Source organism: Akkermansiaceae bacterium, from assembly GCA_024233115.1.
In the GTDB taxonomy this organism is placed as follows: domain Bacteria; phylum Verrucomicrobiota; class Verrucomicrobiia; order Verrucomicrobiales; family Akkermansiaceae; genus Oceaniferula.
The window spans coordinates 291,973-305,109 of sequence record JACKQB010000001.1; the positions used below are offsets into that span (position 1 = coordinate 291,973).

Consider the following 13,137-nt stretch of genomic DNA (forward strand, 5'->3'; position numbering starts at 1 on the left):
GGGGTGGTTATCTGAAGATGTAGTAGAGCACGGTCATGATGACCAGGAGGAGGACGGAGAGGAACTTGTAGTTGCCGATGCCCTTCCAGCCGGGCTGACGGATCGGGTCGAGCGGTGAGTCCCAGCAGAGTTTGGCGCTGGACTCGGGCACGGCTTGGCCGGTGGCGTAGGTGATGACGACTTGCACGACGACGCAGAAGACGAAGAGGTAAAATGCCATCATCATAAAGCCACCCGTGATGTGGGAGGCGGTGTCAAAGCCGTAGGTGATGACGCCGGCGAGTGCGCCGATGATCATGGTCCATTGCGCGGAGAGGGCGTTGGCTTTTTTCCAGAACACGCCTAACAGGAACACGCAGGTCACCGGGGCGGCGATGTGGGCGATGATCTGGTTCAGGGCGATGAAGATGCTTTCCTTTTTCAGCAGCAGGGGAACCAGGCCGATGGCGAGAACGAGGGCGGCGCCCGCGGCGATGCGGCCCACGAAGACCAGCTTGTGGTCCGGGGTGTCGGGTTTGAAGCGTTTGAAGAGGTCGAAGGCGGTCAGGGTCGAGATGGAGTTGAGGGCGCCCGAGACGGTTGACATCAGGGCGGCGATGAGCGCGGCAATGATCACCCCCTTGAGGCCCACGGGCAGCAGCTGGGTGATCATCGCGGTGTAAACCCCCTTGGTCTCGTAAACGGGTTTGCCGAACTCCCTGGCCGAGGCGATGGTGCCGGCGTCGAGCAGGTTTTTCTCCTGGGCCGTCTTGAGGTCGATGGTGAGGTGGCGTTGTTGTTTATGGCTGAGAACACCCGCCGCTTGAAGCGAATCGTAGGTCGCTTGGTCGATCTTGAACTTGTCCTGGGCATAGGCAACCCGGACATCCACGATGTCGGGTTTGATGCTCTGGCTCATGTCGAGTTTACCCGTCTTGAAGAGGGTGAAGGCGAGCAGGCCGGGAAGGACGAAAATGAAAACGGGGATGATTTTCACAATGCCGGCGAAGAGCGGACCGACGCGGGCGTGGTTTTGATCCTTGGCACCCAACACACGCTGGACGATGGTTTGATCCGCGCACCAGTACCAGATACCGAGCACCGGGTAGCCGAGCAGGATGGCAAACCAGGGCATGCCGTCCGGGTCGCCGGCGGGACGCAGCATGGAGAGCCGGTGGCCTTCGGTTTCGCCCAGCTCGTTCGCCTGCTGAAGAACATCGGTCATGGCGCTCCATCCGCCCATTTTCTGATAGGCGATGTAGGAAATGATGGAGGCACCGATGAGCAGGACCACGGTTTCGATGGTTTCTGTCAGCACCACGGCCAGCAGGCCGCCGACGATGGTGTAGACGGCGGTCAGGGCGGCGATGGCGATGATGGCAACGTAGATGTTGACGCCGAAGATCTCGTGCAGAACGATGCCGCCTGTTAGGAAGGAGAAGCCGATGTGGACGATGACGGCGGAGACCAGGGAGAACACGGCCAGCATGTCACGGCACGGCCTGTTGTAGCGTTTTTCCAGGAAGTCCGGCAGGGTGGCGACCTTGGATTTGATGTAAAACGGGGCGAAGAACAGCGAGAGCAGGATCAGGGTGAAGGCGGCCATCCACTCGAAGTTGCCGTTGAGCAGACCGGTGTCGAAGCCCGACTGCGCGAGCGAGACGAGGTGGACGCAGGAGATGTTCGTGGCAAAGAGCGCCAGGCCGATCATCGGCCACTTCAGGGTGCCGCCGGCGAGGAAGTAATCGCGGCTTTCACCGGCGCCTGCCTGGGCTTTTTTCTTTTTCATCACCGTGCCTGCGTAGAGGCCGATGCCGACGATTCCGAGCAGGTAGGCAACGATGATGACGACGTCCAGGGTGGCTATTTTACCAGCGTCGGTGGCTGCGTTGGCGATAAGGGGATGGTGCTGCATGGTGGTTTTATGGTGTAAATTTATTGCGTGATATTGATCAAAGCTGAATCGAGTGGCGATGTTTTTCCTTGGATTAGAATTGTGTCAGGGAGGGTGCCGGCGCCTTTTTTGATCGTCGCCTTGGTGAGTTTGCCGTCATTCCAAGTGAGATCGATGGTGTGGCCGCCGCGTGCTTTGAGACCTTTGACGGAGCCGCTGGACCATGCGTCGGGCAGCGCGGGGAGGAGGTGGAGCTGGCCGCCGTGCGACTGAAGGAGCATCTCGGCGATACCGGCGGTGGCGCCGAGGTTGGCCTCGATCTGGAAACAGGGTCTTTTTCTGCCGAAGACGGAGTTGAAACCGTTGCCCAGCGTCTGGGTGCGGAGCATTTCATGGAGGTGGTGCTCGGCGGTGTTGCCGTCGCGGAGGCGGGCGTAGATGGAGGTCGCCCACGCACGTGACCAGCCGATGCCGACCGAGCCGTGTTGCTCGCGGAAGGCGATGGATTTTTTCACCGCCTCGAGAATGTCGGGGGTTTTTTCCTGAGTGACCGAAATGCCGGGATGGAAGGCGTAGAGGTGGGACAGGTGGCGGTGGCCGGGCTCCGACTCCTTGCGTGGGATGTCCCATTCGAGCAGCCTGCCGTCGGGGCCGATATGCAGTCCGTTGTCGAGCTTGGGCAGGGCGGCGGCAATCTCACGGGTGAGGTCGTTGTCGATGCCGAGAACCTTGGCGGCGGCGAGCGTGTTGGTGAGCTGTTCGTGGATGATTTGCTGGCCCATCGCGGCCTTGGCGCAGACGGCGGTAAACTTCCTGCCCTCGGTGAGGAAGCCGTTTTCCGGGGATGTCTCGGGGTAGGAAATGAGCACGCCGTCCTTTTCCGTCAACCAGTCGAGGTAAAACCGGGCCTGGCCGGCAAGCAAGGGGTAGCCGGTTTGTTTGAGAAATTCGCGGTCCTGGGTGAAGGTGTAGTATGTCCAGATGTGCTGGCACATCCAGCCGCCGCCATGGATCCAGCCGCCCCATTTCGCCTTGGCGGATTGCATCACTGCCTGGGCGTTGAGTTCCGTTGCATGGTGCGCCATCCAGCCACGCAAGCCGTATTGTCGGCTGGCGGTGACCTTGCCGTTTTTAGCCAGTGTTTTCATCCAGTGGAAAACCGGCAGATGGGTTTCGGAGAGGTTGGTGACATCGGCCGGCCAGTAGTTCATCTGGAGGTTGATGTTGAGGTGGTAGTCGGAGTTCCAGGGGGCTTCGATGTGGGGGTTCCACAGGCCTTGCAGGTTCGCCGGGTTGCCGTTGCTGCGGGAGGATGCGATCAGCAGGTAACGGCCGTAGTGGAAAATGAGCGCCTCGAGCTGCAGGTCGCGCTGGCCGGATTGCAACGCGTCGAGCCGCTTGTCGGTGGGCAATTTCTCCTTGGCGGGGGCCGCGGGCAGGGTCAGGGCGCAGCGGTTGTAGAGCGACTGGTGGTCGGCGATGTGCGCTTTCTTTGCCGTCTGATAGAACTCCGGGGTGACGTCCCGGTCGGTCATGTGGCGCGCCTGGTCGGCGGCCGGCCAGTAGTCGGTGGTGGCGGTCAGGCGGAGAACCACGGACTTGGCGCCGGTGATGGTGAGTTTGCCCTTGTCGGCGGTCGAGGTGCCACCGGATTGGTAGGCATCGAGGCGGACGCGGAACTTCACCCCGAGTATGCCCTTGATGGGTTTGTCCTTAAGCTTGGCGCCTTTTTGAGTCACCTGCCCGGTCATTTCGAGTGTCCGCTTGTTAGTGGCGGTGGTTTGGTGTGTCACCGTGCCTTTGTCGAGTGGGCGGTCGAGTGTGAGGTCCAGGTTGATGGTGTCGGGGCCGTCGGCGGTGATGCTGACCATGATGGATTCGTCCGGGTGCGAGCAAAACACCTGCTGGGTGAAAGTGGTGGTGCCACGTTTCCAGGTGGTGGTGGCGAGTCCGGTTGTTAGGTCGAGCGCGCGTCGGTAATCGGTGACGCCGGCCGTGGTGGGTTTCCAGCTGAGGTGCAGGTCCCCCAGGGTCTGGTGACTGAAGACGACACCGCCGCGCGAGAAGCGGCGGATGATCTCGCTGTCGGCGTCGACCAGTTTGTTGTCATCGATCAGTTTGCGGATGTGGGCGAGGTCCTCCGGGGTGCCGATCGAATGTTGGATCTGCCCAGGCTCGCCTGCCCAGAGCGAGTCTTCATTCAGTTGGATGCGTTCCTTTTCCGGGTTACCAAAGACCATCGCCCCCATGCGACCGTTGCCGACGGGCAGGGCCTGGTTCCAGTCTTTGGCGGTTTGTTGATACCAGAGTTCGTGCTGGGCGAAAACAGTTCCGCTGAGCGCTGTGAAAATGATGGCTTCTTTGAGCATGGATCTTGAGGTTTATTTCTTGTTAGGGTTTTCCCACGGCAGGTGACGCCACCAGATTTGGCCGTTGTGATTTTTCTGTTTGGTGCCTGGAGTTGAGCGGCCGTTCTCGACGTAGCGGCGCAGGATGGCGGTCAGTTCCTCGACTTTTTTGTCGTGCCGGGCGATGACATTGTTGGTTTCCTTGGGACCGGTTTGCAGGTCGTAGAGCTGCCACTGAGGGAGTTTTTTCTTGCGGGCTTCGGGGTCTCTGGGCGCGCTCCAGCCGCCTGAACCTGGGCAGTAGAGAAGTTTCCAACGGCCTTGGCGCACGACGAAGCGACCGCTGATCGAGTGACAAATCACCGCTTCGTGGAGAGGTTCGGTGATCGATGAATCTTTCAACAGAGGCAACAAATTGACGCTGTCTTCCGCCGCTGATTCCGGGTAGCTGGTGTTGGCGGCATCGGCGCAGGTCGCCATGATATCGACCAGTGAGATGGTTTGGTTGGTGGTGCTGGCGGGTTGGATCACGCCTTTCCAAGTGGCGATGAAGGGCACGCGGTGGCCGCCTTCGAAGGCGTCCGCTTTGTTGCCGCGCCAGTGTTCCTGGAGTTCGGCTCCTGAGGCGCGGAGTTTATCAAAGTCCGCTTTGGGCGAGGTGCCGTTGTCGGTGGTGAAGATGAGCAGAGTGTTGTCGGCGATGCCGTTGCGCTCCACTGCGTCCATGATTTGGCCGACACACCAGTCCGTTTCCATCAGGAAATCGGCGTAGTCCGAGATGCCGCTTTTGCCCTTGAACGGTTCCGAGGGAGCGATCGGTGTGTGGGGCGAGGTCATCGAGAAGTAGAGGAAAAAGGGGTTTTCCGTTTTTGCCTGTTGGTCGATGTAGTTCACCGAGCGTTTGGTGATCTCGGGAAGCACGGCCTCGAGTTTCCAGCCTTTCACGCCGATACCGTTACTGGAATGGTAGTGAGCGGGGAACGTGAGTCGGGTGTCCGGGATGCCCTGGGTCTTGCCGTTTTCAATCCAAACGAAGGGCTGCCAGTTGGGGATATCGTCGCCAAAGTAGTAGTCGAACCCTCTGCCGGTGGGGCCGCCTTCGATCTTCCGGCTGAAGTCGACTTCGCTGAGTTTGGTGGTGAACCCGCCGCCTTTTTTCGGCCAGTTCCAACCGAGGTGCCACTTGCCGATGCAGGCGGTGTGGTAGCCTACCTTCTTGAGCATGGCTGGGAGAGTGAGTCGGTCTTCCTCGATCAACGGGCGTTCCCATTCGCCGACGATGCCTTGTTTCAATCGGCTTCTCCACGAGTAGCGGCCGGTGAGGACGCCGTAGCGGGTGGGGGTGCAGACTGCCGAGCCGGAGTGGGCGTCTGAAAAGGTGATCCCCTGCGAGGTCAACGTGTCCAGGTGAGGCGTTTGGATGCCGAGTTTGTCATTGAGTGCGGCGACAGAATCAACCCCCATGTCGTCGGCGAGGATGACGATGATGTTGGGTTTTTGTGCAGCGGATGAGATGCCCGCGGACAGTCCGAGGAACAATGTGAGGAGGGTTTTTTTGAACATGCTGTGCATCACGTGGTTAGTACGAATAAGGTAATGTCTTGGGCTGAAGGTAGGGGGAATGATGAAGTGGGCTGAATCGCTATGATTAGGAACTAACGCATGATTTTCAATAATGGACTGACGGATTGGATTTCTTTGCCGAGTGCCAATATTTTTCCGGGGAGCGGCCCCGTGCCTTTTTGAATGGTGGCGGAGGTGAGCTTTCCGTCTTTCCAGGTTATATCGATGGTGTGGCCGCCGCGTGCTTTGAAGCCTTTGATGTGTCCGCTTTTCCATGCGGTGGGCAGGGCGGGCAGGAGGTGGATGGTGTCGGGCTCGTGCGACTGGACGAGCATCTCTGCGGCGGCCCCCGTGTAGCCGAGGCAGCCGTCGATCTGGAAGACCCCCCAGACGATGGTGAAAAGGTTTTGCGTGGTGCCGTCGATTCCCGATTGGATACGGCCGGGGGTGTTGAGGATGGGTTTGAGTTTGTTGACTAACAATTGATGCGCGTGTTCGCCGTCATTGTAGCGTGCCCAGAGAGCGGCTTTCCATGGCAGTGCCCATCCTGCGCCACCGTCGCCGCGTGCGATGAGGGATTTTTTGGCTGCTGCATAAAGCTTGGGTGTGGTGGAGTTGATTTGTCGTCCCGGGTAGAGGCCTACGAGATGAGAGAGGTGGCGGTGCGCTTCTTGTTTTTTATCGCGGTCTACCAGCAGCCACTCTTGCAGCTGTCCCCATTTACCGATTTTCAGCGGCATGAGTTTGGCCCTGAGGGCGGCGACTTGAGCCGCGTATTCTTTTTCCACGCCGAGGATTTCACAGGTTTCGATGTAGTTGGTGAATGCGTCCCAGGCGAATTGCTGGTCATAGGTGACGCCGTCCTCGGTGGGGCCATGCTCTGCGGACCAGCCTTGTGGTGAGACGAGGGAGCCGTCTTTCTCAATGAGGTAATCCTCCCAGAATTCACAGACACCACGGAAGGCGGGCAGCGCTTGTTCTTTGAGGAATTTTTGATCGAGTGTGTAGGCGTAGTGCGTCCAGAACTGCTGGGCGAACCATGACGCGCCGGAGTGATTCCAGCGATACGAGCCGCCGCCGTGGATGCCGTTTTCGTATTCGATCGCCCAGCCGTCGGTCTTGTATTGTTTTTTGGTGTTCTCTTTTGCGACGGGAATGTAGGCGGTGACGTAGTCGAAAAACGGTCGGTGAAGCTCGGAAAGGTTGGTTGTTTCCGAGAGCCAGTAGTTCATGTCCACGTTGATGTCGGAGTGGTAGTCACCGCGCCAGGGTGGGTTGTCAGAGTTGTTCCAGATGCCCTGCAGGTTCGCCGGGAGGGTGCCTTCACGTGATGATGCGATGAGTAGGTAACGACCGTAATTGAAGACGAGTTCCTCGAAGTCGGCGTCGTTTTTGTTTTTCCAGAAATTGAGGAGTCGCGCCTTGGTGGTCTGCTTGGCCAGCTCTGGAGCGGTGGTTCCGAAATCCACCGAGGCGCGCTTGTAAAACCTCTGGTGGTCCGCGACGTGTGTGAGAAGATGTTGATCGACGTCGGTTTTGACAGCTGCCGCGATGTCTTTTTGGATTTTTGGCAGCGGATCGCCCCCTCGCCAGTTTTTTGTCGAGTCGGCCAGATAGTTGGTGTCCGCATCGAGGATGAAGGTGATGGTGTCGGCGTTTTCGATGCGCAGGGTGTTGTCTTTTTTGGTGCTTTTCCCGCCTTTGACGACGACTGTCACCTGCGCCGCGTACTGCATGCCGTTCTGTTTGAGTGCTCCTGTAAACTGAATGGTATCGTCAGAAATGGCGACCGGTGCCGTGCCGTGGTCGTCGATCAGTGTGAGCGTGCCGGTGTAGGAAGCTCGCTTGTTGGCGGTGGCATGGAGAATGATGACTCCGGCCGGGTTCGAGGCAAACGCGCTGCGCGTGTAGCTTGTGCCGCCGGACTCATAAGTGACGCTGTGGGTCGCTGTCGAGAGGTCGAGTGTGCGCCTGTAGTCGCTGATATTTTCATGTTTCTGGTCGAACTTGAAGCGAAGCTGGCCGAAGCTCTGGTAATGTCCGGTATCCTGAGCATCACCTGTCCAGAGCGAGTCCTGGTTGAACTGAAAATAGATCTCATCCGTGCCGCCGAAGAGCATGCAACCCAGGGAGCCGTTGCCTATCGGAAGCGCCTCCCTTTCCCAGTTCGCAGCAGGTGCGTCATGCCAGATCCTGTGGGAATCGGCGCTGGCCGCGGAGCTTAGTGCGAGTGATAGAATGAGAGCTGCTTTCATAGAGCGTTTATTTGAGGTCTGAAGACATGCCCGGCTCCTGCGGGGTTTGGTAAACACCGTCCTGCACGACGCAGGGGTTGACGAAGTGTTTTTGCAGGTGCGGGATGTGTTCTAACAATAATGCCTCGTGTCCCATGCCAATGTGGTTGAAAAGCACGAGGTGCTGGTGGATCTGGCCCATGTCGCCGACGTGGGGGACGATGGGGATGTTGCGGTTTTTCGCCATCAGGCTGACGGCTAAAAATTCGCTGACGCCTGCGACGCGGACGGCATCCACCTGGCAGAACCCGTGTGCCTCGGCCTGGAAGTAGTTTTTGAAAATGATGCGGTTGGGCACGTGTTCGCCGGCCGCGACCTTGGTGTGCGGGGCGTAGGCCTTGGCGAGGGTGGCGTGGCCGAGGATGTCGTCGGGGTGGGTCGGCTCCTCGATCCAGAACAGGTTGAAACCGCGTGAGCGTCGACCGTATTCGAGGGCGCGGGGAACGGTCCACTGCTGGTTGCAATCGACCATCAGGGTGGCCGCGTCCCCGGCTCCTTCACGCACGATCTCGGTGCGGCGGAGGTCGAAGTCCATGTCCGGTGAGCCGACCTTGAGCTTCATGGCGGTGAAACCGGCGGCGACGGATTTTTTGACGTTCTCCTTGATCTGCTCGTCGGAGTAATTGAACCAGCCGATGGAGGTGTCGTAGCCGGGGTAGCCTTTTTCGAGGATTCCCATGCGGGACCCGCGGGTTGATTTTGCGTCTGTTAGGATGGCGAGCGCCTGCTCGCGGGTGAGCTCGTCCTCGAGGTAGGAGAAGTCGATGGTGGCGATGAGCTGCTCCGGTGTGAGGTCTAACAGCAGCTTCCAGAGTGGCACGCCGCGTTTTTTCGCCCAGAGGTCCCAGCAGGCGTTGGTGACGGAGGCGAGGGCGAGGTGGGCGAGACCTTTGTGAGGCCCGAGCCAGCGGAACTGCTGCTCGTTGGAGAGCTGGCGCTGGAACTCGCCGAAGCCGGCCATGAGTTCCTCGATGTCCCGGCCCTGGAGGCGCTGGGCGAGGAACTCGGCCCCCTTGCAGACGAGGTCGTTGCCCTCGCCGAGGGTGAAGGCGAGGCCGGAGCCGGTGAGGCCCGAGTCATCGCCTAACAAGGTAACGGCGTACGAGTATTCCGGGTTTTTATGAATGGCGTCGGAGCCGGCCTGGGTGCCGATGTCGTAACGGGCGTCGCGGGTAAGTATTTCAGAGATCACAGTGGGTTGGGTTTAAATGGATCAGCAGTATGTCAGGACTGATTATAGCTGTCGTGGCCATCTCGAACATGGCGAATTTAGCCAAAGATATGGCGTATCGGGCTTTACCGGGGTTCGGTTTAGCGGAAATCAGAGGGGGAGGTGCCCACGGATTTCTTGAAGGCACGGAAAAAGGTTGTGTATTCGGTGAAGCCGACAGTGTAGGCGATCTGTTCGAGAGTCAGGTTTGAGCGTTCGAGGAGTTTTTTGGCGGCCCGGATGCGGGCATCCAGGATGCTGGCAGCCAGGGCAGGGTGCCCGTGCTCCTTGAGAAGACGATTGAGTGAGCGAACGCTAAGGCCGCAGTGTTTGGCTACTGAATCTGCATTCAGTGCCTGGTTTTGGAAATCAGTGTTGATTTTCTGGAATACGAGACCAAGTGCGGGGTGTTTGGTCTGTAACTTGCGTGCAAGTTGATAGCGATTGTGAAGCTCGAGCGGAGGGACTTCGATGCAGCTGGGGGATTGGCTTTTTTCCAGGCAATGTTGGTGTAGCAGCTGGGCGGCGAGGTATCCGGTCTGGCGATGGTTGACATCGATACTGGAGAAAATGACGGACCCGTTTTCATAATAAAACGGGTCATTGTCCACACCCAGGATAACCAGTGAGTCTTCGATGTTTGAATGCCTTCTTTCCAATAAATTCAGCAGTGCCCGTGCGCAGCGGTCATTCACACAAAATACACCCGAGAGCTTGCCCGAGGTGATTTTTTTCTGCAACCAGAGAGCGGCAGGTTCCAACGAATCTGTTGAGATGCATTCGGCGCGGCGACCGTTTTCCTCCAAATGCTGTGAAAACCCCTCTTGGCGACGCACCGAGTAGTAATGCAGGGGCACGTCGGTGATGTAGGTGAAGTCCACGCAATTCAGCCCGAGGAAATACTCGGCAGCCATCCGCCCGACGGCGTGTGAATCCGCCCGCACGCAGGAGATCTCAGTGTGGTTGAATACACTGTTTACACAGACGGCCGGGATGGATCCTTCACGTATGCGATCGAGGTGCCATGGTTGGTGAAAGTGGCCGATCATGGCGTCGGGGTTCACGGCCAGGGCCTCGTCCCATGAGAGTGAGTGGTTGCCATCAATACAGACGACTTCAATTTCCGGGTGTTCTCTAACATAATCATGGATACCCAGCTCGGTCACAAACCGCTGCGCGGATGAGCGGCGCAGTGCGAGAGCTAGACGAATGGTTTCCACAGGATAGAATCTTGGTTGTCCCCAACTACGGGGAGGTAACGCTAATGCAATAATAACGCGACGGCAATCAACAAGCCGCGGGTGGTTAGCTAGAGGGCCCTGTAGCCGATCTCCGCGCCGCCACTCACGGGTAAAACATGTCCGGTGATGAAACGAGCCATGTCCGAGAGCAGGAAGACGCAGGGGTCGGCGATGACATCACCCTCGGGGCAATCGCCGAGGGGGTGGATGTCATCGAGGTATTTTTCAATGGAGGCGGCGTCCGGCTGCTCCGAGCACCATTTTCTGAGCATCGGTGTCCAGGTGCCGGCGGGGCTGACGGCATTGACGCGGATTCCGTACGGTGCGTAGTCGAGCGCCATGGATTTCGTCAGTGTGTTGACGCCGCCTTTGGTTCCCGTGTATGCGGCGTGATTATTCTGGCCGATTTCACCGACAAGTGACGAGGTGTTGAGAATGCAGCCTTTGTTTTTTTTCAAGGCTTCGAAACCGTGGCGTGTGGTGAGGAAAATGCTCTTCAGGTTGATATCCACCAAATTTTGCCACTCATCCAAGGTGGTTTCGTGCAGTGGTTTGGAGGGGGTGCCGATGCCGGCATTGTTGTGAATGGCATCGATTTTCCCATACTGGCTGAGTGTTGTTTCAATCGCGCTGGCCACCTGGGTGTCGTCCGAGACATCACAAGCGATACCCAGGTGCCCTGTGCCAAGCTCACTAACAGCTAGGTCGACCTTGTCCTGCGAGCGGGCGAGAACAACAACTTTGGCGCCGTGTCTGGCGTAGGCTTTGGAGCATTCCCAACCGATTCCCTCGGAGCCGCCGGTCACAATAATTACCTGGTTTTCTAAAAGCATGGTCAAGCTTTAGTGTATGGTGGCCAATGGCGGCAATACGATTTTTTCATTTCAGTCCACCGATGATTGCTTCCGCTCGGTGAGCAGGAGGTGTTCGCAGACCATGACGAGCTCGTTGTGCTGGTTGAAGACCTCGAGTTTTTCGACCACCACGCCGTGGGTGTTTTTCTTGTGGTCGCGTTTGTCGCTGATGGTGACCTTGGAGGTGATGGTGTCGTTGATGAAGACCGGTCGGATGAAACGGAGGCGGTCGTAGCCGTAGGACATGGCCTTCGGGTTGATCAGATGGGCGGTGGAGCCGACCGCGATGGTGAAGATCAGGGTGCCGTGGGCGATGCGCTGTTTGAACGGCTGGCTCTTGCACCACTCGGCGTCCATGTGGTGCGGAAAGAAATCGCCGCTTTGCCCGGCGTGCAGTACGATGTCCGACTCGGTGATGGTGCGGCCCATGGTGCTGCGCTCGTCGCCGAGCTGGTAGTCCTCGAAGTAAATGTCCTGGATCATAGTAGTATTTGTTAGATGGGTTGTGTTTGTTAGGGGTGGTAAAAAACCGACTGCATGGGTGCCCACACCTCACCCTCGGGCAGGGCTTCGACTGCGGTCAGGCAGGGTTTGCAGACGTCCCACCAGCGGCGGGTTTCTTCGTCCGCCGCCATTTTTTGCACGTCTTCCTCCCAGTTGTCGCCGGTGTATTCAAAGTAGCTGAACAGGACGTGGGTGCCGTCGGGCAGTTGTTTCCAGAAGATCGAGTAGTTACGGATGTGGCTGGCCTCGATCATGCGCAGCACCCCGGGCCATGGCTCGGCATGCAGCGCCTTGTATGCCTCCAGCTTGTCCTCCTTGACCTGGGTGATGCTTGCGTAGCGTGTCATGGGTGTTGTCTGTTAGGTTGGAAAATGACCGTGGTCTCAGAGCGCGGGGATGGAGTAGATGGCTTCCGCATTGCGATGGAAGACGGCGTGTTGCTCGTCGTCGGAGAAGCTGGAGAAAAACCCGCGTGCGATGTCGAGCCAGGCGGGAAGTCCCTTGGTGAGATTGCAGACCGGCCAGTCGCTGCCGAAAACGATGCGGTCGGTGCCGAAGGCCTCGACGCTGGTTTCCAGCCACGGCCGCAGGGTGTCGAGCGTCGCCTGCTCCGGGTCCGGGCAGTAGGCGATGACGCCGGACACCTTGCAAGAGACATTGGGCAGGGTGGCGAGCCGGGACAGGTCCTGTTTCCACGCGTCAAAATTCTCGGCGGCAATGGTCGGCACGCCGCAGTGGTTGAGCACAAACCGGTTCTCCGGGCAGGCGGCGGCGAGATCGTAGGCGAGCGCAAGCTGGCGTTCGAGAAAACACAGGTCAAACGGCAGCCCGCGCGCGGCGAGGGTGCGGATGTTGTCGCGGAACAAGGAGCTCTGCGACAGCTCGTCGGGCATGGTGTGCAGCACCCGGCGCAGGCCGCAGACGGAGTCGGTCAGCGTGGTTTCGAGCTGCTGCTCAAAATCATCCCGCTCGGGTCGGCAGGAGGCGATGACGGCGGTCAGCGGGTTGTCGTCCGCCTTGGCGAGCTCGGTGAAGAACCGGGCTTCCGCTGCAATCTCGCCCTCGGCAACGTCCACCTCCATAAAGATGCTCGCCGCCACTCCACGGCCCTCGACGAGCTTCTGGTAATCGTGGAGGTGGAAGTTCTTGTTGAGCGCGGGGATACCGGCGCACCAGTCGTAGCTGAAGTCGTCCTGATAGATCAGGTGCAGGTGGGTGTCGAGGATGGGGATCATGGCGGAGTCGTTGGA

General features: G+C 58.7%; 10 protein-coding genes. All 10 read right to left on the reverse strand.

Annotated elements, in window-relative coordinates:
• Positions 1-7: 7 nt before the first annotated feature.
• The 10 genes from H7A51_01265 to H7A51_01310 all read right to left on the reverse strand — a co-directional run bounded on the left by H7A51_01265 (position 8) and on the right by H7A51_01310 (position 13,122).
• The gene (locus H7A51_01265; GenBank protein MCP5534845.1) at positions 8-1,894 is read right to left on the reverse strand and encodes a sodium/solute symporter; all 1,887 of its coding nucleotides are present in this window, start codon (positions 1,892-1,894) and stop codon (positions 8-10) included.
• Between the two features lie 20 nt (positions 1,895-1,914).
• On the reverse strand, positions 1,915-4,242 hold the full coding sequence (locus H7A51_01270; GenBank protein MCP5534846.1) for a glycoside hydrolase family 95 protein: 2,328 nt from the start codon (positions 4,240-4,242) through the stop codon (positions 1,915-1,917).
• A 12-nt stretch (positions 4,243-4,254) separates the two neighbouring features.
• Positions 4,255-5,784 (reverse strand): arylsulfatase, encoded by a 1,530-nt coding sequence (locus H7A51_01275; protein MCP5534847.1) that lies wholly within the window; start codon positions 5,782-5,784, stop codon positions 4,255-4,257.
• A gap of 92 nt (positions 5,785-5,876) precedes the next feature.
• On the reverse strand, positions 5,877-8,039 hold the full coding sequence (locus tag H7A51_01280) for a glycoside hydrolase family 95 protein (GenBank protein MCP5534848.1): 2,163 nt from the start codon (positions 8,037-8,039) through the stop codon (positions 5,877-5,879).
• Between the two features lie 7 nt (positions 8,040-8,046).
• A complete protein-coding gene (locus H7A51_01285; GenBank protein ID MCP5534849.1) occupies positions 8,047-9,270 on the reverse strand; it encodes a mandelate racemase in 1,224 nt (407 codons plus the stop codon).
• A gap of 119 nt (positions 9,271-9,389) precedes the next feature.
• The gene (locus H7A51_01290) at positions 9,390-10,508 is read right to left on the reverse strand and encodes a helix-turn-helix domain-containing protein (protein MCP5534850.1); all 1,119 of its coding nucleotides are present in this window, start codon (positions 10,506-10,508) and stop codon (positions 9,390-9,392) included.
• Positions 10,509-10,597: 89 nt separating this feature from the next.
• Complete coding sequence (locus H7A51_01295; GenBank protein ID MCP5534851.1) at positions 10,598-11,362, reverse strand: SDR family oxidoreductase; 765 nt, start codon at positions 11,360-11,362, stop codon at positions 10,598-10,600.
• Positions 11,363-11,413: 51 nt separating this feature from the next.
• Complete coding sequence (locus tag H7A51_01300) at positions 11,414-11,866, reverse strand: MaoC family dehydratase N-terminal domain-containing protein (protein ID MCP5534852.1); 453 nt, start codon at positions 11,864-11,866, stop codon at positions 11,414-11,416.
• 29 nt (positions 11,867-11,895) lie between these two features.
• Positions 11,896-12,234, reverse strand: a complete 339-nt coding sequence (locus H7A51_01305; protein ID MCP5534853.1) for an L-rhamnose mutarotase — start codon at positions 12,232-12,234, stop codon at positions 11,896-11,898.
• Positions 12,235-12,270: 36 nt separating this feature from the next.
• On the reverse strand, positions 12,271-13,122 hold the full coding sequence (locus H7A51_01310) for an amidohydrolase (GenBank protein ID MCP5534854.1): 852 nt from the start codon (positions 13,120-13,122) through the stop codon (positions 12,271-12,273).
• Between the last annotated feature and the right edge of the window lie 15 nt (positions 13,123-13,137).

Coding starts and splice junctions, on each gene's coding strand:
- H7A51_01300 (MCP5534852.1), bottom strand. CDS start 11,866: ATGATCCAGGACATTTACTTCGAGGACTACCAGCTCGGCGACGAGCGC.
- H7A51_01280 (MCP5534848.1), bottom strand. CDS start 8,039: ATGAAAGCAGCTCTCATTCTATCACTCGCACTAAGCTCCGCGGCCAGC.
- H7A51_01310 (MCP5534854.1), bottom strand. CDS start 13,122: ATGATCCCCATCCTCGACACCCACCTGCACCTGATCTATCAGGACGAC.
- H7A51_01265 (MCP5534845.1), bottom strand. CDS start 1,894: ATGCAGCACCATCCCCTTATCGCCAACGCAGCCACCGACGCTGGTAAA.
- H7A51_01275 (MCP5534847.1), bottom strand. CDS start 5,784: ATGTTCAAAAAAACCCTCCTCACATTGTTCCTCGGACTGTCCGCGGGC.
- H7A51_01270 (MCP5534846.1), bottom strand. CDS start 4,242: ATGCTCAAAGAAGCCATCATTTTCACAGCGCTCAGCGGAACTGTTTTC.
- H7A51_01295 (MCP5534851.1), bottom strand. CDS start 11,362: ATGCTTTTAGAAAACCAGGTAATTATTGTGACCGGCGGCTCCGAGGGA.
- H7A51_01305 (MCP5534853.1), bottom strand. CDS start 12,234: ATGACACGCTACGCAAGCATCACCCAGGTCAAGGAGGACAAGCTGGAG.